Below are 23,030 nucleotides of genomic sequence, written 5' to 3'. Positions count from 1 at the left end.
TTTAACTCCCGAAAGTGATTAATAATAAGTTGATTCTGATTCCGGCAGGTCTTCTGACTTATCTCTCCCCCGCAACACCTTCCCACATCCGTTGCCGATGCAGTGGCTTACCGTGCGGATTCTTAGAGAATTACAGCAGCGGGTACTGTCGCCGATTTGCACAGCGTTCCCTCATTGACTAAACCTCTTTTTAGTTCCGAAACCGGATACAAAGATAGAAGATAATCCAATAGCTTGGTTCGCTTTTAACATTAAATTTTGGGAAACTTTTCTTTCTTGCTGATACAGAAAGTTTTCCGTTTTGGGAAACTTTTCTTTAAGTTATTCTTTAAAAGTTGTGTGAAACTCTCCGTTGTTCTTCTTGTCTATATTATGATGGGTTATTTGTTAATTTTCAGATTTAACTGCGTTGAATGTTAACGGATGTCTGATATCTATAAAACCAGCCAGATCGCCACGATGTGTCCTACGCTTCCGCCGAGACAGAACAGATGGAAAGCGGCGTGCATATAAGGCTTGCGCAGCGAATAGAATACAGCTCCTGTAATGTATGAAATACCTCCGCCTATCAGCCACCAGAAAGCGGGGGAGGCACCGGCCATTTCCAACTGATCGAGAAGAGGCTTCATTGCCACCAGTATACATGCCCCCATACCCACATAACAAACCGTTTCGAGATTGCTATGCTCTTTCAGCTTTTTGAAACTAAGGATGAAACCGGCAATGGCGGACAGCCAGACAAATGTGAAAATACCCCATCCCCAACCGCCTGCATGGCGCAAGACGAGTAGTGTGAACGGAGTATAAGTGCCTGCTATGTGCAGATAAATAGCTCCGTGGTCAAATTTACGGAGCTGTTCTTTCAGCGCTCCCGGACGACTGCCGTGATACCAGGTAGAACTGACGTAAGAAGAAAGCATCCCCGCCAGATAGACAATCACGCAGGGCACTGCCCATTGCGGATCAGCAGCAACGGAAGCTTTTCGCAGTAAGAAATATCCTGCTACGATTCCGAGAAGAATGCCTGCCCCATGACTGAGGGTGTTCGCCCATTCTTCCCGGTTGCTATATCGTTTGTTTTTCAATGTCCCTCGACTAAACCCGACTAAACCAAATGTCCGATCCACTCTTCGCGGTCGCCCGGAAGGAGGTCGATTACCGGAATTTCTACCATTGTGTAACATCCCGGTTGCTGTTTCATGGAAGCGCGTGCCACGCACACCAATACCTGTGCGGTCAGTGCGGGGTTGTTGATACGCATATTGAATTCGAACAACTGGTTCTGGGTTTTGCCGGATACGCCCTTGCGGGTCAGGTTCACGCCGTGTCCCATGTCGAGCAGGGCGTCTACGCTCGGAACGAGTTTCACGTGTGTTTCATCGTTCACAAAGTAAGGATCTGCTTTGATGGCAGCAGCTACTTCTTCGAATTTATATCCGTCTTTCAGTTCGATGTATACCATGCGGCGGTGGATTCCCGTTCCGGTCGGAATAGTCATGGAAAGGGCAGCCTTCACTCCGTCAATCGCTTTCACGGCTACGGTGTGTCCCATGCTCATACCCGGACCGAAGTTCGTGTACGTGATACCTTTCGGAGCGATTGCTTCCAGCATGGTGCGTACGATGGAGTCACTTCCCGGATCCCATCCGGCAGAGATGATCGATACGGCTTTATGCTCTTTGGCGGTAGCGTTTAGTGTACGGCGCAAGTCTACGATGCCGGTATGGATATCGAAACTGTCCACTGTATTAATGCCCATCGCCAGGTATTCTTTGGCATATTTCTCTACGCTGCGGGTCGGCGTGCAAAGAATAGCTACGTCTACCTCTCCCAGCTCTTTTATGTCCTTCACTACTGCGTAGTTTGCTAACTCTTCCGGTTTGTTCTCTGCTCCGGCACGGCGAACGACTCCGGCTATTTCGAAATCAGGTGCTGCCTGAAGCGCTTCAAGTACATAATGCCCGATGTTGCCATAACCAACGATGACAGCTCTTACTTTTTTCATTCTTTTCTTGGTTTTAATGAACAAATTTCTTTCTTTTACCTGCAAAAGTAAACAAATTACTACTAACTTTGGTTCATCAGCTTTAATATTTTATTTTTTTTCACTAGCAGGCAATACCGGTCCGCATGAAAGCAAATCAGGGTGTGATGTGCTGCATCGAAAAAACTCTGTGGCCCCTGTGTCCTCTGTGGTGAAATTGTTTTATCTTTGTACCCGTTATGATAGAATACATTAGAGGCGAGCTTGCCGAACTTAGTCCGGCAACCGCAGTGATCGACTGTAACGGGGTGGGCTATGCCGCCAATATATCTCTGAACACCTATTCGGCCATTCAGGGAAAGAAAACCTGTAAGTTGTATATATATGAAGCCATTCGTGAGGACGCTTATGTGCTCTACGGATTTGCCGAGAAGCAGGAGAGGGAGATTTTCCTGTTGCTGATTTCCGTGTCGGGCATTGGCGGGAATACGGCGCGTATGATCCTCTCCGCCCTTTCGCCTGCCGAGCTGGTAAACGTCATCAGTACCGAGAATGCGAACTTGTTGAAGACGGTGAAGGGAATCGGGCTGAAGACTGCGCAACGGGTGATTGTCGACCTGAAAGATAAGATAAAAACAATGGGAGCGTCCGCTGCTGGTGGAAGTGCCGTTGGTGGTATGCTGCTGCAGACTGCCAACGCGGAAGTGCAGGAGGAAGCTGTGGCTGCATTGACGATGCTTGGCTTTGCTGCTGCGCCTTCGCAGAAGGTGGTGCTGGCTATCTTGAAGGAAGAGCCGGAAGCTCCGGTGGAAAAGGTTATTAAACTGGCTTTGAAACGATTATAATGATGAAGCAATCAAAGATTTATATGCGCCCGTGGCTTGAGATTCATCACCGGACGAAGAAAACGGATACGGACGAGTGGTACATGGGGTTGGCCAATGAGCTGTTGCCGTTGGTGATGACTTTCCCTTTGTATGAAGGAAACCCGGACGTAGCGGAAGACCAGCGCCGGTTGGCTCTGACGTGCGCTTTGTATCTGGAGGACTGCGTGGCGGATGCGGGAAACTGGCGGGAATTTATCCATTGGCATAAGAGGAGTTATGGTCGTTATCTGCCGTTCTATTCGTTGACGGAGGATTACTTGCCGGACGAGATTAACCGTGAGGATATCGCTTTTCTTCTGTGGACGCTCAGTTCGAAGAGCAGTGACAGTTGCCCGTTCAACGACGTGGAGAATCCGTTGGGTGAGACGTTGCTTGAGTTGGCGGACGTACTTTACGAACGTCTGGATGCGGCTTTCGAGTCGGCTCCTATCAGTGATGAGCTGGCTTCGAACTGGATGATGGACAGGAGGCTGATGGAAAAGGAACGTGAACCTCTGCCTGAGATTGTGCCGGGAGCGGCATTGCCGACGGATGTGGAACTTTTTCTGGAAGCCGGTAAAGGCGAACCGCTCATGTTCTTTGACTCGTATGATGCCCTGAAGTTTTTCTTCGTCCATTCTCTGAAATGGGAAGACGATGAAGAGACTTTGTTGCCCGAACTGGCGGAGTTTGACAACTTCGTTGTCTATGGCAATCCGAAAGGCGTGCTGGTGGCTCCGGATGTTGCCAAATACTTTGCAGCGGGGAATAATCCGTTGTATGACGCTGCGACGACGGAGGAGGAAGCATACGAGATGTTCTGTGAAGGGGGATTGTGCCCGTTCGATTTGTTGAAGTATGGCATGGAACATAACTTGTTGCCGGAGGCGCAATTCCCGTTTGAGAACGGAAAGGCATTGCTTCACGACAACTGGGACTTCGTGGCTCGCTGGTTCCTGAGAGAATTTTATGAGGGGGACTAATAGGTAGCGTTATGCCGATCAAGAAAAATAACAACCCTTTTGCCGGAAAGGCAAAGACAGGAACCGGGAAAAAGAAAGGCTCCGGTAAACGAGTGGGGAAATCAAAGCCCGGAAAGGCTAATAATCAATTGAACAGACGGGTGAAGTGACCCGTCTGTCTTTTTTATCTTAGAGTGATGGCTTTTATTATTTATCCGTCGGTTCTTCCTGTGCTTTCCGTTCTTTCTTCTTATTGATAAATCCGATTTTCAAGTTGGCGGCTTCCTGTTCTTTCTTTATCTCCTGCATGGCGGAGAGGATTTGCGCCAATTCGTAGACATTTGCCGCAGCCTGGCGGTCGGTCGGGCTCATAGTCGTTTTATAGGAGCGGTCGCCGATAAATTCCACACGGATATTTTTGTCCTTGTTGAAGTTGATGAAGCCGATAACGTTACCGTCCTCCCCCAGTTTATAGTCCGCTTTCTCTATTTTCTCATTCATGTCGGTTGTCTCATAACTGTCTTTGGAGGCGGGAGTTTCTGCGAAGCTGCCGTCGGGAGCAATCACTTTGACCCCTACGTGATGGATGTTGCCGGAACCGCAGTAGATGGAAGTCATGCTCATCTTGCCCAGCTCGTCCACCTGAAAGCGGAGGAAAGAACGGTGCATGTTTTTTTCGACAGTCTGCGTAGGCCATAGATAATTGCCCACCTGTTGGTATTCCGCATCTTTCTCAAGGATGAATTTGTCTTTGATGGCATTAAACTCCTCAGTCTTGGCCCGGAGGGCGCTGTCCAGGTAAGCAAGCGTTTTCTGCTGCGCTTTCGTCTCTACATCCAGCATCAATGCCTGTCCCGCTTTGCGTGCCTCGAACGCTTTGGGATACAAAATCTTTATACTGTCGATCTGCGACTTGGCTTCTTCATAGTCGCCACGTTCGTAGGCCGCTTGGGCAACCATCAGTTTCTCATTGGCTTTTTTCTCGATTCCATTTCCGCAGGCAGCCAGTGCCAGTGTTCCGCAAAAGAAGATTGTTAGTTTTTTCATCACAAATTCTGTTTACTATTTGGTTATTTAGGGCAAAAGTACGAATATATCCCTTATTTTTGTAATTTTGTCCCCTCAAAACTTATAACTAAGAAGAATGATAGAGTTGACTCAAGAGGAATTGAAGCAGCATTTTAGCGAGCCCATCTTCGGGAAGATAGCCGAAACGGCTGATACGCTCGGTCTGGAGTGTTACGTCGTAGGCGGCTATGTTCGTGATATTTTTCTGCAACGTCCCTCTAAAGATATAGACGTGGTGGTGGTAGGCAGTGGGATAGCGATGGCGGAAGCGCTCGGAAAACATCTGGGACGCGGCGCTCATGTCTCTGTCTTCAAGAACTTCGGAACGGCACAGGTGAAATATAAAGGTACGGAAGTGGAATTTGTGGGGGCGCGCAGAGAGTCCTACCAACGGGATTCTCGCAAGCCGATTGTGGAGGACGGGACGTTGGAAGACGATCAGAACCGTCGTGACTTCACAATTAATGCCCTCGCCGTCTGCCTCAATAAGGGACGCTTCGGTGAACTGGTAGACCCGTTCGGAGGACTGGAGGATATGAAGGAGAAGACGATCCGCACTCCGCTCGATCCGGACATCACCTTTAGTGACGATCCGTTGCGGATGATGCGTTGTATCCGTTTTGCCACGCAGTTGGGATTTTATATTGACGATGACACGTTCGATTCTCTTTGCCGCAATAAGGACCGGATTGAAATTATATCGCGCGAGCGTATTGCCGACGAACTCAATAAGATAATTCTTTCACCGATTCCCTCGAAAGGTTTTATTGACTTGGACCGTAGCGGGCTGCTCCCGTTGATTTTTCCGGAGCTGGCTGCCTTGCAGGGGGTGGAAACCCGGAACGGGCGTTCGCATAAGGATAATTTTTATCATACGCTCGAAGTGCTGGATAATATCAGCAAAAAGACCGACAATCTTTGGTTGCGTTGGGCTGCCTTGCTGCACGACATTGCCAAACCTGTGACTAAACGTTGGGAACCGAAGGCGGGATGGACTTTCCATAATCATAATTTTATCGGTGAGAAGATGATTCCGAATATTTTCCGGAAGATGAAGCTGCCGATGAATGAGAAGATGAAGTATGTGCAGAAGATGGTCAGTCTCCACATGCGTCCTATCGTGATAGCGGATGATGTAGTGACGGATTCGGCTGTCCGCCGTCTGCTTTTTGAGGCGGGGGATGACATCGACGACCTGATGACGCTCTGTGAAGCGGACATCACTTCTAAAAATATGGAACGTAAGCAACGTTTCCTGAATAACTTTCAACTGGTGCGGCAGAAGCTGAAAGACCTGGAGGAGAAAGACCGGATTCGCAATTTCCAGCCCCCTGTGAGCGGTGAGGAGATCATGGAGACTTTCGGATTGCAACCGTGCCGGGAGGTGGGGACTCTGAAAAGTGCGATAAAGGATGCGATTCTGGATGGAGTGATCCCGAATGAATATGAAGCTGCCCGCACCTTTATGTTGGCACGGGCAAAGAAGATGGGGCTGACACCGGTTATCGGCTAGGTAATGTTACCGAGAAATGTGGATTCGGAGTATGTTGTTCAAAGATGATGGCTTTCATTTTTTTTACAATGTCCGGGTGCTGGAGGGCTATATCGTTGTCTTCGTGGATGTCCGTCTTCAAGTTATACAATGAGGGACTTCCTTTTTTTACGATTAGCTTCCAGTCGTTCATGCGCACTGCTATCTGGTCTGTCTCGTCGAATTCCCAGTACAGGAATTTATGTTGTTTTTGCTTTTTCTTTCCCAGTAATGTCGGTGCAAAAGAGATTCCGTCAAAATAGTCGGTCTCCTTCTTTTTATTGCGGTATTTCTTTTCATAATTTTTGATACCCGCCACTTCGCAGAAAGTAGGCATTAAGTCATAGAAAGCGCAGATGTGGTCGCTCACTTCACCGGCGGGCACACGTCCCGGCCAACGAGCTATGAACGGAATGCGTATACCGCCTTCGTGGCACTGGCGTTTCAATCCGCGCAACTTTCCGTCTCTACCGAAGAAAGTAGGGTCGGCTCCACCTTCCTCATGAGGACCATTATCGCTGGAGAAAATGACTAATGTGTTCTCGTCCAGCCCTTTCTCTTTCAGCTTTTTCAGTACTTCGCCTACATAATAATCCAGACGGGTAATCATGCCGGCGAATTGAGCGTGCGTATGGGTAACCGCATTATAACGTGACCATTTACTACCTTTGAAAATTTTATCAGGACTAAACTCCGCTTTGTATTCGTTCAGAATCGAGTCCTCCGGCTGTACAAGTTCCGCATGGGGAAGAGTGTAAGTGAATATGCCGAAGAACGGTTGCTTGCCATCTTGTCTGTTCAGCCATTCCAAAGCTTTTTGATGGATAATGTCAGCGGAATATTGAGGACGTTTCCGGTATTCGGGACCGAACATCGGATACTTGATGTTTTCGTCCATAACTATGCGTACCACTCCGGTATCACCCAATGCTTTACTGTAACGGTTTAAGAAATTAGGATAGTAGAGGTGCGCTTGAAACTGGCAGATGTAGCCGTAGTATTCGTCTATACCCCGTTTGTCGGGAGTGGAGCAGGAGCCCTCATAGCCTCCTGCCCATTTACCGAACATTCCTGTAGTATATCCGTTGTCTTTCATTATTTCCGGCAGTATGATGTGCTCCGGATCGTATGGATGTTGCCCTACTACCGCGTATTCTTTATTGTCCCCATACATCACGGTGGGAGCATTTTTCCAATATTCTTTGTTTCCCCGCACTTCGCAATGACCGCTGTGCTGTCCCGTCATGACTGAAGCTCTTGAAGGTGCGCTGACAGGGCTACCGGCATACGCCTGCGTGAAGCGCATCCCTTCATTTGCCATAGCGTCGATATGAGGGGTGCGGATAAACGGTTGACCGTAGCAGGCCAAATCTCCATATCCCATGTCATCGCAGAGAATAAATAAAATATTCGGTTGGGCGTTTCTTTGCTGCGCATGGATGGATAATGTAGGCAAAAGTAAAGCACTGCCGATGAATGAAACAGATGCGTAATTCATATTATTGGATTGTTTGAATAAGGTTTGTGTCCGGACGAGTTTAACTCAGCTCAATGATTTCTTCACGGCAGTTCGTTAGTTTTTCGATACCTTCGTTCGTCACCACCCAAGAGTTTTCTATACCTACAGGACCTACTCCCGGAAGTACGATTTTCGGTTCGAGGGCAAACACCATGTCCGGTTCGAGTTCCTGCTTCATGCGGGGGGCCAGTACGGGAGCTTCGTTGATTTCGAGGCCGATGCCGTGGCCGATAAACTTCGCTTGCTGGTTGGTTCCCATGAATTTGTCTCTGAATCCGGCTTCCGTCGCTATTTGGATGGCGGTGTCATACAGTTGCTCGCAGGAAACACCCGGACGGGCAATGGAAGCTATTTTTTCCTGAATATCCAGACAGACCTGATGTGCCGCATAAGCTTCTTCCGGCAGTTTTCCGATAGAGAACACCCGGCTCATGTCGCCCATATATCCGTTGAAGTTGCCGCCTAAATCGACCATGACGCTTTGTCCTTCTTTCAACGGAGTCTTGTTGGCTCCTCCCGGCAGGGCAGGGTCGAGACCTTGTCCGCCCAGTGCGAAGTCGTATGGAGAAGGGTATCCGGCGTTGTCTCCCGTGAGTACGCTGCCCATGAAGATTTCCATGCTGCGTCCGAACACCCGGAAAATGCCCAGGCACCCTTGCAGGCGCATCAGACGTTCTATCTCGATAGAGAATTCTATATCCGTCATTCCCGGACGGTATACGCTCGGAATCTGTTCGTAAGCTTTCGCATGGGCAATGCCCGAACGGCGTAACATTTCGATTTCAACCGGTGTCTTCACACTACGTGCCTGACGGATCAGCGGAGTGCCGTTCACCACTTCGGTCTCGGGGAAGAGACTTGCCAGACGGCAATATTCCGTGTAAGGAAGTTCGTCGCCCTCCAACATCAGCTTGGTTGGCATGGGCAATCCGTTTTCTTTCAGCAGATCGACAATCTGTTCCGGTTTGCGGATAGGGAACGAATGTTCGCCTGTGATATTGTTGGGACGTTTGAAAAACAACAATGCGGGTGAATGGAGCGGAAGATAAAGGTAACCGCTGACAACGCAGCCGTATGTATAAATCAGATTTGTATTACAAGTAATGAGCGCAGCGTCAATGCCTTGCAACGCCATCAGACTGCGAATCTTATCGCGACGGAATTTTAATTCGGGTTGTAGCATTTTTATTTAGTTATTTATTCGATAATGCTGCAAAGATAATTAATTCCCATCGAAAATAACGTTAATCTCATAAAAATAGCGCCACCCGCGTCCTGTCACAGGAGGCGAGTGGCGCAAACCACAAATACAAATACAACTAAACAAAGTCTTCTAAATGAATCTAGAAATTAAAAATTAGAAATTAAAAATTAAATAATTTGTGAATCCCAAGCCAACCAGCTCCCGTCCACCTTCTATTTTCTACCTTTTAATCTTTAATTTTTAATTATCAAATGACGCCTTGTCCCATCATTGCATGGGCTACTTTCATGAATCCGGCAATGTTGGCTCCCTTCACATAGTTAATGTATCCGTCGGGCTCCGTGCCGTATTTCACACATTGGGCATGGATGCCGTGCATGATTGCATGAAGCTTTTCATCCACTTCTGCGGCACTCCAGCTGAGGTGCATGGCGTTTTGAGACATTTCCAGTCCGGATGTGGCAACACCGCCTGCGTTGACTGCTTTACCCGGTGCGTACATCTTTTTATGCTCGATGAATAGATCGATGGCTTCCGGCGTACAGCCCATGTTGGAAATTTCTCCGACACAAAGTACGTCATTTTTTATGAGATTTTGTGCATCTTCTCCATTTAATTCATTCTGAGTTGCACAAGGAAGTGCAATATCAGCTTTTACTTCCCACGGACGCTTGCCCTCGACGAAGGTCGCACCCGGATATTTTTCCGCGTATGGAGCAACTATATCATTGCCCGAAGCCCGAAGCTCCAGCATGTAGTCTATCTTTTCGCCACTGATGCCGTCGGGATCGTAAACGTATCCGTCCGGTCCGGAGATTGTAATCACTTTAGCACCCAGTTCGGTGGCTTTCGTGGCTGCCCCCCAAGCTACGTTTCCGAATCCGGAGATTGCGACGGTCTTACCTTTTATATCAATACCTTTTGCCTGTAACATCTGGTTCACGAAATACAAACCGCCGAAACCGGTAGCTTCGGGACGAATCAGAGAACCGCCGAACTCCAGTCCCTTGCCGGTGAAAGTTCCTGTAAATTCACGTGTCAGCTTCTTGTACATACCGAACATATAACCCACTTCGCGTCCGCCTACGCCGATATCACCGGCGGGAACATCCATATCCGGACCCAGATGACGCCACAGCTCCAGCATGAACGCCTGGCAGAAACGCATGATTTCAGCGTCGCTCTTGCCGCGTGGTGAGAAGTCGGAACCGCCTTTGCCGCCACCCATAGGCAGAGTGGTCAGTGCGTTCTTGAAAGTCTGTTCGAAGCCGAGAAACTTCAGGATGGAAAGATTGACGGAAGCATGGAAACGGATACCGCCTTTGTACGGGCCGATAGCGTTGTTGAATTGTACGCGGTAGCCGAGATTGGTCTGCACTTCGCCTTTATCGTCCACCCACGTCACACGGAAAGTAAAGATACGGTCGGGTTCGACCAGTCTTTCTATGATTTTGGCTTTTTCAAATTCAGGATGTTGATTGTATATATCTTCAATGGACAGAAGAACCTCTTTGACAGCTTGAAGATACTCAGATTCACCGGGATGTTTTGCCTCCAGAGAGGACATGATTTTTTGGATGTTCATGATACTATAGTTTAAAAGGTTAATTCTGATAAAATGTCAACTAACTATCTGCAAATATAGGAAAATATTTGGAAAGTGATTATTTTTAAGGCGTTATTTTGATTAAATAATGATAAAATGATAGTTTTGGAGCCCAAGAAGCGCAAAGCCCCGCTACCTGTGATGTAAAAAACAGGAAACGGGGCTTCTATGTGTCGCAAATAGAAAGCCGGTCTTTAGAATTTCGGTTTCATGCCCAGATTATACATGATGAATCCGTAAATGTCGGCTTGCTCTTCCAGTACTTTTGCCATAGGTTTGCCTGCACCGTGCCCGGCTTTGCTGTCGATGCGGATCAAGGTCGGATTGGTCCCGTCATTGTCGGCTTGCAGGGTAGCGGCAAACTTGAATGAGTGGGCGGGGACTACCCGGTCGTCATGGTCGGCAGTGGTTACCAGAGTTGCCGGATATTTTGTGCCCGGTTTCAGGTTGTGCAATGGAGAGTAACCTCTGAGGTATTCGAACATCTCCTTGCTGTCTTCACTGGTGCCGTAATCGCTGGCCCAGTTCCAGCCGATGGTAAACTTGTGGTAGCGGAGCATATCCATCACACCCACTTGCGGGATGGCTACGCGGAAGAGGTCGGGACGCTGCGTCATACAGGCGCCTACCAACAGACCGCCGTTGGAACCGCCGACAATCGCTATCTTGTCTTTATCGGTGTATTTCTGGCTGATGAGATATTCAGCGGCCGAGATGAAGTCGTCGAACACGTTCTGTTTCTGCATTTTGGTTCCGGCTACGTGCCACTCCTCACCGTATTCGCTGCCGCCACGCAGGTTGACTTGGGCATAGATACCGCCGTTTTCGAGGAACGGGATACGGTTGGAACTGAAGCCCGGATTGAGACTGATACCGAAACCTCCGTACCCGTAGAGGAATACCGGATTTTTGCCGTCTTTCTTCAAGTCCTTCTTATAAGTAAGGAACATCGGAATCTTCACACCGTCCTTGCTGGGGAAAAACACCTGTTCCGTTACGAAGTCGTCCGAGTTGAACTGCACTTTCGGGGCACGGTACAGTTCGTAGCTGTTCTTGTCCATATCATATTTATAGGTAGCGCCGGGAATGGTGAACGAGGTAAATCCGAAGAAGCATTCCTTGTCGTCCTTGTTGCCGCTGAATCCTACCGAACCGAGCGAGGGCAGTTCGATTTCCTGCAACTGCTTGCCGTCGAGGTCGTAAACGTATGCGTGATTGGAGGCGTCTTTGTCGTATGTGAGGAACAGTTTGCCACCGATCACTTCCGCGTTGGAGAGCACTGCTTCCGATTCGGGCACGAGTTCTTTCCAGTCTTCCAGTTTCGGACGGTTGATGTCCGCCACCATAATCCGGTTTTTCGGTGCGCCGTAGTTGGTGTAGATATAAATCCGGTCACCGATTACTTCAATTGGGTAATATTGGTAATCGAGGTCGGTGGTGAGCTGGATGAAAGGAGAGGCGGGCTTTTTCAAATCCCGTATGAACAGGTTGTTCCCTCTTCCGGCTCCGGATTCGGTCAGAAATAGAATACGTTCATCCTCGCTGGTGCCGGAGGTGTAGAAACGTTTCGGATAAGCCGGATTCTGGTAAATCAGCTTGTCTTTCGATTGGGGCTCGCCGATCTTGTGGTAATAGATCTTATGATTCTCGTTCACGTTGGAGAACTCTTTTCCTTTGGTCGGAGCATCGTAAGCGCTATAATAGAATCCGTCTCCCTGCCAGGCAGCGTCGGTGAATTTGGCCCATTCGATGTGGTCTTCGAGCAACTTGCCGCTTTCGGTGTCCATCACGTAGATTTCAGACCAGTCGGAGCCGCTTCGCGAGATGGTGTACGCGGTGTATTTGCCGTCGTGTGAGAAATAAAGTCCCGTGAGGGCCACTGTGCCGTCGTCCGACAATTTGTTGGGGTCGAGGAACACGCGAGGCTCGCCGTCCAATGAATCTTGTACGTAGAACACGCTTTGATTCTGCAAACCATCGTTCTTGCTGAAATAATATTTGCCGTGTTTCTTGACAGGAGCGCTGATCCTCTCGTAATCAGCCAGTTCCGTCAGTCGTTTCAAGAGGTTCTCCCGGAAAGGTATTTGGCTCAGATACTCGTTTGTCACTTTGTTCTGCGCTTCTACCCAAGCGGTGGTAGCTGCGCTGGTATCATTTTCCAACCATCTGTAAGGGTCGGGAACTTGCGTACCGAAGTACACGTCTACAGTGTCTACTTTTGCCGTCTCGGGGTAGACCGGCTTTTTTTGTTGGGGAGCGCATGACATTACCATGATTCCACTCATTAATAAAGTTACTTTTTTCATGTGAATAAAAAGTCTTTTTGAATAAACTTATTGGTACAAAACTACAAAATAATAAGAGATAAACAAGTAAACTTTATAAAGAAGATGATGGAAAATGAGATTTAAAGAATTAACTTTGCAAAATGTGATTTTGAAACAAGACGATTTGGTATAAGAAAGGAGAATAATTCTATGCTTAGTAAATATAAATTAAACCAGCTTTACTTCAAAGATACCCAGTTCGCCAATTTGATGACCCGGCGAATTTTCAACGTGCTGCTGATAGCCAACCCGTATGACGCTTTCATGCTCGAAGATGACGGACGTATCGATGAGAAGATTTTTAATGAATATACTTCGCTCTCTCTGCGTTATCCGCCCCGTTTCTCGCAGGTGTCTACCGAAGAGGAGGCATTGGCGCAGTTGGAAAGTATGTCATTCGACCTGGTGATTTGTATGCCGAGCACGGGAGATAATGACAGTTTCGACATCGGACGGCATATCAAGGAGAAATATGAACACATTCCTATCGTCATTCTGACTCCTTTCAGTCACGGTATTACCAAACGGATTATCAATGAGGACCTGAGTGCTTTCGAGTACGTTTTCTGCTGGCTGGGCAATACCGATTTGCTGGTTTCTATCATTAAGCTGATGGAGGACAAGATGAATCTGGAGCATGACGTGCAGGAGGTAGGAGTACAGTTGATACTTGTTGTGGAAGACGGCATTCGCTTCTATTCTTCCATTCTCCCCAATCTGTATAAGTTCGTGTTGAAGCAGAGTCAGGAGTTCTCTACGGAGGCTCTGAATGCGCACCAGCGTACGCTTCGTATGCGCGGACGGCCTAAAATCGTGTTGGCGCGTACGTATCAGGAGGCAATGAATATTTATCGTAAGTATCAGAATAATATATTGGGGGTGATCACGGATGTACGTTTCCCGAAGGTGGAGCGGGGAGAGAAAGACGGTCTGGCGGGTATCAAGCTATGTGCCGAGATACGTAAGAATGATCCGTTCGTACCCTTGATTATCCAGTCTTCCGAGTCGGAGAATGCTTCCTATGCGGCAAAGTACGGAGCCAGCTTTATTGACAAGAATTCCAAGAAGATGGATGTAGACCTGCGCCGTATCGTTTCCGATAACTTCGGTTTCGGTGATTTTGTTTTCCGTAATCCGGAGACGGGGGAGGAGATTGCCCGTGTACGGAATCTGAAAGAGTTGCAGAATATTCTGTTTGCCGTTCCTGCGGAATCATTCTTATATCACATTAGCCGTAATCATGTGTCCCGCTGGCTTTATTCGCGGGCTATGTTTCCCGTGGCGGAGTTCTTGAAACCGATAACATGGAGCAGTCTTCAGGATGTGGACGCCCATCGCCGCATCATTTTTGAGGCGATCGTGAAATATCGCAAGATGAAGAATCAGGGAGTCGTTGCCGTCTTTAAACGGGACCGTTTCGACCGTTATTCCAATTTTGCCCGTATCGGTGACGGTTCGCTCGGAGGTAAAGGGCGCGGACTGGCTTTCATAGATAACATGGTGAAGCGTCATCCGGAGTTTGATGAGTTTGAGAATGCACGGGTAGCCATTCCCAAGACGGTGGTGCTTTGTACGGATGTGTTCGATGAGTTTATGGACACTAATAATCTGTATCAGATTGCCCTTTCGGATGCGGATGATGATTTGATTCTGAGGTATTTCCTGAAAGCGAAGTTGCCGGACCGGTTGGTGGAAGACTTCTTTACTTTCTTTGATGTGGTGAAGTCACCGATTGCCATCCGTTCTTCGTCTCTGTTGGAAGACTCCCATTATCAGCCGTTTGCGGGGATTTACAATACGTATATGATTCCTTATCTGGACGATCGCTATGAGATGCTGCGTATGCTTTCCGATGCCATCAAGGGAGTGTATGCTTCGGTATACTTCCGTGACAGCAAGGCTTATATGCAAGCTACGTCGAACGTGATAGACCAGGAAAAGATGGCTGTTATTTTGCAGGAAGTCGTTGGTAATCAATACGGAGAACGTTATTATCCTTCCATGTCCGGTGTGGCACGCTCGCTCAATTATTATCCGCTGGGTGATGAAAAGGCGGAGGAAGGAACGGTGAATCTGGCTCTTGGATTGGGAAAATATATTGTGGATGGCGGTATGACGCTTCGTTTTTCTCCTTATCATCCCAATCAGGTGTTACAGACCAGCGAGATGGAAATAGCTTTGAAAGAGACTCAGACCCGTTTCTATGCGTTGGACTTGAAGAATGCAGGGCATGACTTTTCGATCGATGACGGCTTTAATCTGTTGAAACTTCATGTGAAAGAGGCGGAAAATGACGGTGCTTTGCAGTATATCGCTTCTACATACGACCCGTACGACCAGATAATCCGGGATGGCTTGTATCCGGGAGGACGCAAGGTGATCACGTTTGCTAATATCCTGCAACATGATGTTTTCCCGTTGGCTCGTATCTTACAGTTGGTTTTGAAATACGGGGAACAGGAGATGCGTCGTCCGGTTGAGATTGAGTTTGCGGCAACGTTAAGTCGTGATCAGGATAAGACGGGTACTTTCTATCTTTTGCAGATCCGTCCGATTGTGGATAGCAAGGAGATGCTGGATGAGGATTTGAACGATATACCGGATGATGAGGTGATTCTTCGCTCGTATAATTCGCTGGGACATGGCATTATGAACGAGATTCAGGATGTTGTCTATGTGAAGACGGACGGCTACAGTGCTTCCAATAATCAGGCTATTGCTTGGGAGATAGAAAAGATCAATCAGCAGTTCTTGAACGAGGGGAAGAACTATGTGCTTGTCGGTCCCGGACGTTGGGGAAGCAGCGACACGTGGCTGGGTATTCCGGTGAAGTGGCCGCACATCTCGGCAGCCCGTGTGATAGTGGAGGCGGGACTGACTAATTACCGCGTTGATCCCAGCCAGGGTACGCATTTCTTCCAGAATCTTACCTCGTTCGGAGTGGGTTACTTCACGATCAATGCCTTTATGAATGATGGTGTCTACAACCAAGAGTTCCTCAATGCGCAACCGGCTGTGGAAGAAACGAAGTTCCTCCGCCATGTCCGCTTTGAAAAACCGATAGTAGTCAAGATGGATGGAAAGAAGAAACTTGGGGTGGTGCTGATGCCGGGAGTATAGAACCCTGCATCTCTCATGCTTTCTCGATTTATCTCTCATAATATCCCGGAGCAGGGATATAGATTGTTGTGTAGGTTTCACTGACTTTTTTCATTGTGTTTTCTGTCTCTAATTTAATAGTGGTTTATATGTCAGTTTACTTATGTTGTTGGCATATTTAGCCTTTGTTTTTGGATTATTTTACCAACATCATAACCTTCCACTCTAGTGAACAGTTTTGTGTACTTTAGTGCACGGAACTGTTCACATTAGTGCACAGAACTATCTACTATAGTGGAACGGTTGTGATATCTTGTAGAAAATATGATGTTATATACTGAAAAACAATAGATTAAACGGTAGTCTTTATATAAAATCCCATTAGTTGTTTTGCAAAATACGGCTTACAATGAGAGGTGTAGGGCGAAAGTATGAGAGATGTACAATAAAAAAGATCTCTCATAATGTAATGGCTTGGTAATATGATATTTATATTGCTTTTATGAGAGATATGAGAGATGAAAAATACTTTTCTAATATGAACCGGTGCATTGTTTCTATGAAATATTTGCAGTACATTTTTCTTTTCCTAGAATCGATCGTGTTGGTTTGGATGAATTTTTAATCTCCTTTTATCTGAATAAGTAGGTTCTTATTTGAAACATGAGATGGAAACGTTCTGTTTTTCATCTAAAAAACGGAAATCTTTTGTTGTATGCTTAAAATTATGGTCTTTTTTTTAGGTCAAGCAAACAAATTGTGTCCTCATTTTCAGATTTCGGGATAAATCTTTCTTTGGATACTTTATTATAAAGAAAGAAAACTGTACTTTTGCGCAAAGTTTTAGAGAGGAAGAGTACAAAAGAAGATGTCACAAGGAGAAATAGATATATTTATTCCGGGCTAATTTAGAGATATAAACCAATATGAGAAAAGTTTTTAGAGTATTGTTGTTGATGGCAATAGTACTGTCTGCTTGTGAAAGCGAACAAAAGCGATCCAATATGGCAACAGGTATGCTTGCTTTGAATCTGGCTACTAGTCAGGATGTCATTGACGCTACTACTACACGTGCTGAGGCCGGTGATAGTGGAGAAGAGAATACAGAGGAAGATGATTTAGTACCTGATGTTGGAGACTTTACGATTGCTTTGATGGATGGAAATGTCGTTAAAACTTCGTGGGATAAGTTTAGCGAGTTTCCTAAGTATGCTGTTGTTCCGGTGGGGACTTATACATTGAAAGCGTATTGCGGTAATCCGGAAAAAGAGGGTTTTGAATCTCCTTATTATGAGGGAACGCAAGAAATTACGGTGGAAGATGATGAGACTGTTGAAGCTAGTATCACCTGCTATTTGACGAATGTGAAACTGTCTGTGGAATACACAGATGCATTTAAAAAGTACTTTTCTGATTATTCTACTGTCATACAGTCTGATGGCGGAAATTCTATTACTTTTGTTAAAGATGAAGTGCGTGCGGCTTATGTGAAGCCGGGTGTTATTACTATATATGCCAATGTCGTGAATCAGAACGGGCAGACTGCCAAGTGGGAAGTTGGGGAAATTGATGAGGCAAAGCCTCGTGAGTTTTATCATATAAAATTGGATGTGGATGCGGGGAGCGCTACATTAAAGATTTCATTTGACAAAACTACTGTGGAGAAGCCGGTGGAAATAGATGTCTCTGATGAAGCATTGAACATACAACCTCCATTTTTTACTCGTTCCGGATATGAATCCGGTGTGGTGCAGGATGTGAAAGAGGGTAGTACGATTTCTCCTCTTTCTATGCTTGTTACCGCACGTAATGGGATTAAAAAGTGTGTGTTGACTACGGTGTCGCCTTCTTTACTTGCACAAGGTTGGCCGACTTCTGTAGATTTGGTCAATCTCACCGGAGAAACATTAGAGAAATTGAAATCATTAGGCTTGTCCATGCGGGGATTGAGTACTAATGTGGAAAAGATGGCTACGTTGGATTTTGCTGAGGTAATACCCTATTTATTGAGTGATGATGGTGAAGTCTCTTTTTCTCTTGTGGTGACTGATAAGGCAGGAAGAGTCAATGCTGTTGATGAAGTCATAAAGGTGAACGTGCAGGATAATCAGTTTGCAGTAGGGACTGTGGATAATGTAAATGTCGGACTTCAAGCAATTACTATTCCTGTTACGTTGGATGGAGATATTTCCAGAGTTAAGTTCCAATATCTAAAGGATGAAGTCTTAACGGATATAGCTGTCTCTGGTGTACTTACAGACGGTATTCAACATCAAGTAACATTAGCTTTACCTTTTATAACGTCGCATAACTTCCTGGTTTATGTGACTTGCGGTGTGCGTACTTTATCTGTTTCTGTTGGAGTCAATCCTCCTGTATTTGGTCTGGAAGCTTCTGAAGGGGATGTATGGGCAACAAAAGCTACTATACATGTTGTTGGGAAAGATAAGGAGTATATGAAAACTCAACCGATTGTTATTGAGTATATTAAGTCTTCGGAGTATGAGACTGGAACATGGGTGATACCTACTCAAACAAAAGATGGTGATGTCATTGAAATAACGGGATTGCCTGAAGATCCTCTAAATACTAATAAATATACATTGAGAGCTGTATCGGGAGATGTGAAAGCGGAAAATGAGTTGGAGATAACGACGGAAGTCGCTGCAGACGTTGATAATGCTGATTTTGAAGACTGGCATTATACAACGGAACAACGTAAATTCCTGTTAGAATCATTGATAAAAAAATATACTTGTTATCGTTATTTCCCATCTTTAAAGAATGCGCAAGATGTATGGTGGGCTACAAACAACGCTTGTTCGATGCAGGCGAATTCATGGGGAGCAGACCGGGCTACTTCTTGTTCATCTGTGAGTTATGTTTATAATACGGATGGTACAAAGGCTGCTGAATTACGATCTACTTCTGGTGGGGGGTATGCACATTCCAGCAGTGTAATGGTTGATGATGGAATTTTTCCGGGAATGCTATTTATAGGAGCTTATGATTGGAATGGAAGTTCGGGAACTGTGTCTGGTGGGCATACTTTCACCTCCCGTCCTTTGAGTCTTACTTTCCAATATAAATATACCCCTTTTGATACAGATGAGTTTAAGGCTTATATTGAAATCCAAAATCGCGCAGAAGGAGAAATGAAGATTTTAGCTTCAGGTACGTTGACGAAATCACAAAATACGCCTGATACTGAGTATCAAAATGGTATAATACATTTGAGTTATAATGAGGACTATAAAAGTTTGAAAGCAACACATATTTATATACATTTTTGGTCATCCACAGCAAATCCTCCTAAGGCTCAAAAAAATGCTAAGGTAGATTTAGCAGATGCGGAAAGTGGTTGGAATGCTCACATTGGAAGCCGTTTGATAATTGATAATTTGAAACTTGGATATTAAAACAACGAAATATGAAAAAGGTAATATACATACTGTTTTTCGCATTGGCGGTAATTCTTTCTTTTACAGCTTGCGATCGTGAGAAGATGGATAATGATACAGTAGAATTGGGTGAGGGTTCTGTGAATCTGGCTTCCTTGAAAGGCTTGTCGGTTGAGGTTTCCTCTTCTACTCCTATCACTCGTGCGTCCGAAGTAAATACGGATAATTATTTGATTCGTATTTACGATGCGGAACAAAATCTGGTACGTGAATGGAAATATAGCGAGTTGCCTGAGATATTTACTCTTAGAGTAGGGAGCTATACAGTACAAGCTTTGTCACACGAGGTGCAACCGGCAGAGTTTGAAGTTCCTTTTTATTATGCCGAAGAATCTTTCACTATTGAGGCTAATAAAGTAAAAGACTTGGAACCATTGGTATGTAAGTTGAATAATATCAAGGTGTCTGTGACATACGATGATAAGTTGAAAGAAGTGATGGGCGAGGATGTGAAAACCACTGTTACTGTGGGAGACGCTTCTTTAGCATTTGCGTATGACGAAACCAGAAATGGATATTTCAAGTCGAATGTAGATGGCAATAATATTATGAAAGCGGTGATGACCGGAACTATTGATGGGGTGGCAAGGGAAGTGCCTTATCCGATTAAGAATGTAAAGCCTGGCCAACATCGTCTCATAAAATTCTATTTGAAGTATGTCAATGATGATGGCTATATTGAGGGAGGATTCACTAAACTCAAACTGGTGATCGTTGCAACGTGTACAGTAATAGAGAAAGGATTTACAAATAGAGAGGAAGAAGAAACGATAATAGATCCGAATCCACCTACGCCTAGCGGAAAAGTGCCGACTATTGTGGGAGACGGGTTCGATATCGATGAGAGTTTGGATGTGCCTATCAAGAGAGATGAAGGTGGAAATCTGATTGGTATTACGGTGGTTGTAAACATTGAAGCGGAGAATGGATTCTCGAATCTGAAAGTGAAGATTGATTCGGAAACATTGACTCCGGAGCTATTGGAGGAAGTTGGACTGGCTTCTGAATTTGATTTGGCCTATCCGGGAGATTTGAGAACGGGATTGGAATCATTAGGCTTTCCTGTAGGTGACCAGGTTTTGGGCAAAACGACTTTGAAGTTTGATATTACTAAATTCACGCCACTACTTGGCAGTTATGGTCCGGCTACTCACAAATTTATTATTACGGCTATCGACCAGTCCGGAAATAGTGTAGAGAAAACATTAACATTGATTTCGGTAGCGGAAGGAGAATAAGGATGAGGAACGCTTACTATATATTGGTGTTTCTGACGTATGTGCTGTTAAATGGATGTACGGAAACAGAACGTTTGGACGGAGAGGGAATACTACGTATGAAAGTCAACGTGGATTCGTCCATTAAAGTAGTAACTTCGCGCACTGTGACCGATGATGAACAGGCGGAGTTGGAAAAGAATTGTGAGGTTCGCCTTTATAATGGCAAGGGGCTGATTCGTTATTATAAAGGACTTTCTGAAGTACCCGAAGAGCTACAATTGAAGTCAGGAGCCTATAATGTTAAGGTTACCGCAGGAGATTCGGTCTCTGCTTCTTTTGATAAAACTTATTATAAAGGGATGGCTCCGTTCGAGATAACGAATGGAACTGTGACGGAGCAGAATGTGAAATGCAGTATTGCCAATGTATTGTCTACAGTAAGTTTCAGTGATAATGTGAACGAATTATTTAAGAATTATACGATGACCGTATACACAAAGTTCGGTTCATTGGACTTTACGCAGGAGAATGTCGGCGCTATAGGTTATTATATGTTGTCTGAGGGGGACAGTTCGTTGAAGTGGAAGTTTACCGGAGTGTTGCAGAATGAAAAAGTATTTGAGAAAGAAGGTGAAGTTTTGGCAGAATCAGCTACGCACTATACTTTCAAGCTGAATTTTGTGGATGATATTGAAGATGGCGGTGCTAGTTTGCAAGTGACTGTGGACGAGACTCCTTTGGAGACGATAGAAGATGAGGTGGAGGTTAAGCAACGTCCGTCTTTTAGAGGAGTAGGCTTTGATTTTGGTACACCTTATATATATGCTTTGAATGCGGCTAGTGAACTCTCTTTTAAAATAGCGGTCACTTCAGCTTTAACGGAGGCTACTCTTGCCTGTGATAAACTGACCGAATGGGGATTTTCGGGTAATACGCTTCAATTGGCTAATCTTGGTGAAGATGAAATATCTGCTTTAGCCGCTAATGGACTGCAGATTGTTTCTGCTTTTGATGAGACTACAAAAGCTGGGGTGTTGACATTGACATTGACATCTTCTTTGGTTGGAAAGATGACAACCGCAGAAGCTTCCTATGCTTTTACTTTGAGTGCGATTGATGCGGAAGGGTTGAGCAATACCGGGATTTTGTCAATCGTTGTTTCTAACGCTTCTGTTCTAACAAAGGATGTAGTAGTGGGAGACGTATGGAGTTCAAGAGCCGAATTGAGAGGAGAAATCATACATGAGACAACGGAACCCTTGAGCTTTAATTACCGGAAGAAAGGCGAAAGTAATTGGACTAATGTAGAGGCGGTAAAAGGGGAAGATGGAGTAACTTTTACAGCAAAACTTACTGGATTGGAAGACGGTACAGAGTATCAGTATCAAGCATTGGCCGGTAATATTCCTTCGGCTGTGGTTTGCTCGTTTACAACGGAAGAAGCTGCGCAGTTGCCAAATAGTAGTTTTGAAAACTGGTCGACAGATGGAAAAGTGCTCTTGATCTATGATAGGAACAATGAAGCTATGTTTTGGGATAGTGGTAATCATGGGTCTGCAAAAGTAGGTGTAAATGTTACGACTAATAGTACAGATTTTTATGTTAAAGGAACTCAGTCGATAAAATTGAGTTCGACATCGGTTGGACTACCACCTCTTTATGAAAAGTTTGCAGCAGGAAATTTGTTTGCAGGAGAATATTTGTATACAGATGGTACTGATGGAGTGTTAGGTTTTGGACGTGATTTCTTTTCCCGCCCTAAGGCTTTGCATGGTTATGTTCGTTATATCTCGGGTAAAGTCGATAATGGGGATAAGATAGCTATTGGCTCTCAGGATCAGGGAATTATTTATGTAGCTTTATCAGATAAAGAAAAGGAAACAGAACCTAAAACAGGAAAGTCTTATCCTTATATTATAAGAACGAAATCGGAAGAACTGTTTGATCCTTCAGACAAGAATATTATAACTTATGGAGAAAAAGTCTTTATGGCTTCAACCGGAGGAAACGGATTGATAGAGTTTACAATAGAATTGGAGTATTCATCAGAAAATAGACTTCGTAAACCTACTAGTATTGTTGTGGTCGCTTCTTCCAGTCGGTATGGTGATTTCTTTGCTGGAAGTACAGGCAGTACGATGTGGTTGGATGATTTGGAATTGATTTACGAATAAAACAAAATA

The 23,030-nt window shown here is 45.5% G+C and carries 15 protein-coding genes and 1 riboswitch; of the genes, 8 read left to right on the top strand and 7 right to left on the bottom strand.

The annotated features are described in order from the left end of the window. Positions 1 to 25: 25 nt before the first annotated feature. Positions 26 to 216, bottom strand: a riboswitch (cobalamin riboswitch). A gap of 218 nt (positions 217 to 434) precedes the next feature. Together H8S63_RS09265 and H8S63_RS09260 are read right to left on the bottom strand one after the other, a co-directional pair. Then, positions 435 to 1,085: a hemolysin III family protein gene (locus H8S63_RS09265; RefSeq protein ID WP_186926592.1), complete on the bottom strand. Its 651-nt coding sequence runs from the start codon at positions 1,083 to 1,085 to the stop codon at positions 435 to 437. Between the two features lie 20 nt (positions 1,086 to 1,105). Further along, positions 1,106 to 2,005, bottom strand: a complete 900-nt coding sequence (locus tag H8S63_RS09260) for a diaminopimelate dehydrogenase (protein WP_186926590.1) — start codon at positions 2,003 to 2,005, stop codon at positions 1,106 to 1,108. Positions 2,006 to 2,223: 218 nt separating this feature from the next. Between H8S63_RS09260 and ruvA the strand changes: the two genes are divergently transcribed. From ruvA to H8S63_RS09245, 3 genes are read left to right on the top strand one after another with little or no spacing between them, the layout of a single operon-like run. After that, positions 2,224 to 2,829, top strand: a complete 606-nt coding sequence (ruvA, locus tag H8S63_RS09255; protein ID WP_186926588.1) for a Holliday junction branch migration protein RuvA — start codon at positions 2,224 to 2,226, stop codon at positions 2,827 to 2,829. 2 nt (positions 2,830 to 2,831) lie between these two features. Then, positions 2,832 to 3,833, top strand: a complete 1,002-nt coding sequence (locus H8S63_RS09250; protein WP_186926651.1) for a DUF3843 family protein — start codon at positions 2,832 to 2,834, stop codon at positions 3,831 to 3,833. A gap of 11 nt (positions 3,834 to 3,844) precedes the next feature. Then, positions 3,845 to 3,982, top strand: coding sequence for a hypothetical protein (locus H8S63_RS09245; protein WP_007751419.1), 138 nt, complete (start codon positions 3,845 to 3,847; stop codon positions 3,980 to 3,982). Positions 3,983 to 4,019: 37 nt separating this feature from the next. Here the strand turns inward: H8S63_RS09245 and H8S63_RS09240 are convergent, their stop codons facing one another. Continuing rightward, a complete protein-coding gene (locus H8S63_RS09240) occupies positions 4,020 to 4,859 on the bottom strand; it encodes a hypothetical protein (protein WP_022276294.1) in 840 nt (279 codons plus the stop codon). A 97-nt stretch (positions 4,860 to 4,956) separates the two neighbouring features. Between H8S63_RS09240 and H8S63_RS09235 the strand changes: the two genes are divergently transcribed. Next, positions 4,957 to 6,393, top strand: a complete 1,437-nt coding sequence (locus H8S63_RS09235) for a CCA tRNA nucleotidyltransferase (protein WP_007751415.1) — start codon at positions 4,957 to 4,959, stop codon at positions 6,391 to 6,393. Here the strand turns inward: H8S63_RS09235 and H8S63_RS09230 are convergent. From H8S63_RS09230 to H8S63_RS09215, 4 genes are all read right to left on the bottom strand, one after another. Further along, on the bottom strand, positions 6,383 to 7,909 hold the full coding sequence (locus H8S63_RS09230) for an arylsulfatase (protein WP_007751413.1): 1,527 nt from the start codon (positions 7,907 to 7,909) through the stop codon (positions 6,383 to 6,385). The genes H8S63_RS09235 and H8S63_RS09230 overlap by 11 nt on opposite strands. Positions 7,910 to 7,949: 40 nt before the next feature. Continuing rightward, the gene (locus H8S63_RS09225; RefSeq protein WP_007751411.1) at positions 7,950 to 9,113 is read right to left on the bottom strand and encodes a Xaa-Pro peptidase family protein; all 1,164 of its coding nucleotides are present in this window, start codon (positions 9,111 to 9,113) and stop codon (positions 7,950 to 7,952) included. 268 nt (positions 9,114 to 9,381) lie between these two features. Then, positions 9,382 to 10,719: an NADP-specific glutamate dehydrogenase gene (gdhA, locus tag H8S63_RS09220; RefSeq protein WP_007751409.1), complete on the bottom strand. Its 1,338-nt coding sequence runs from the start codon at positions 10,717 to 10,719 to the stop codon at positions 9,382 to 9,384. Positions 10,720 to 10,934: 215 nt separating this feature from the next. Then, positions 10,935 to 13,046, bottom strand: coding sequence for a prolyl oligopeptidase family protein (locus tag H8S63_RS09215; RefSeq protein ID WP_186926586.1), 2,112 nt, complete (start codon positions 13,044 to 13,046; stop codon positions 10,935 to 10,937). Positions 13,047 to 13,217: 171 nt separating this feature from the next. Here H8S63_RS09215 and H8S63_RS09210 point away from each other — a divergent pair, with 171 nt between their 5' ends. The 4 genes from H8S63_RS09210 (at position 13,218) to H8S63_RS09195 (ending at position 23,021) form a co-directional block, all read left to right on the top strand. Beyond that, positions 13,218 to 16,187, top strand: a complete 2,970-nt coding sequence (locus H8S63_RS09210; protein WP_007751404.1) for a PEP/pyruvate-binding domain-containing protein — start codon at positions 13,218 to 13,220, stop codon at positions 16,185 to 16,187. Positions 16,188 to 17,092: 905 nt separating this feature from the next. After that, positions 17,093 to 19,585: a DUF4493 domain-containing protein gene (locus H8S63_RS09205; protein WP_195545292.1), complete on the top strand. Its 2,493-nt coding sequence runs from the start codon at positions 17,093 to 17,095 to the stop codon at positions 19,583 to 19,585. Positions 19,586 to 19,596: 11 nt separating this feature from the next. Beyond that, entirely contained in the window at positions 19,597 to 20,865 is a 1,269-nt protein-coding gene (locus tag H8S63_RS09200; RefSeq protein ID WP_186926583.1) for a DUF4493 domain-containing protein, read from the top strand. Positions 20,866 to 20,867: 2 nt separating this feature from the next. Then, complete coding sequence (locus H8S63_RS09195; RefSeq protein ID WP_186926581.1) at positions 20,868 to 23,021, top strand: DUF4493 domain-containing protein; 2,154 nt, start codon at positions 20,868 to 20,870, stop codon at positions 23,019 to 23,021. The last annotated feature ends 9 nt before the right edge of the window (positions 23,022 to 23,030 follow it).

The organism is Bacteroides sp. NSJ-39, assembly GCF_014287315.1.
Taxonomy (GTDB): domain Bacteria; phylum Bacteroidota; class Bacteroidia; order Bacteroidales; family Bacteroidaceae; genus Bacteroides; species Bacteroides finegoldii.
This window is presented reverse-complemented; position numbering and strand designations above follow the sequence as displayed.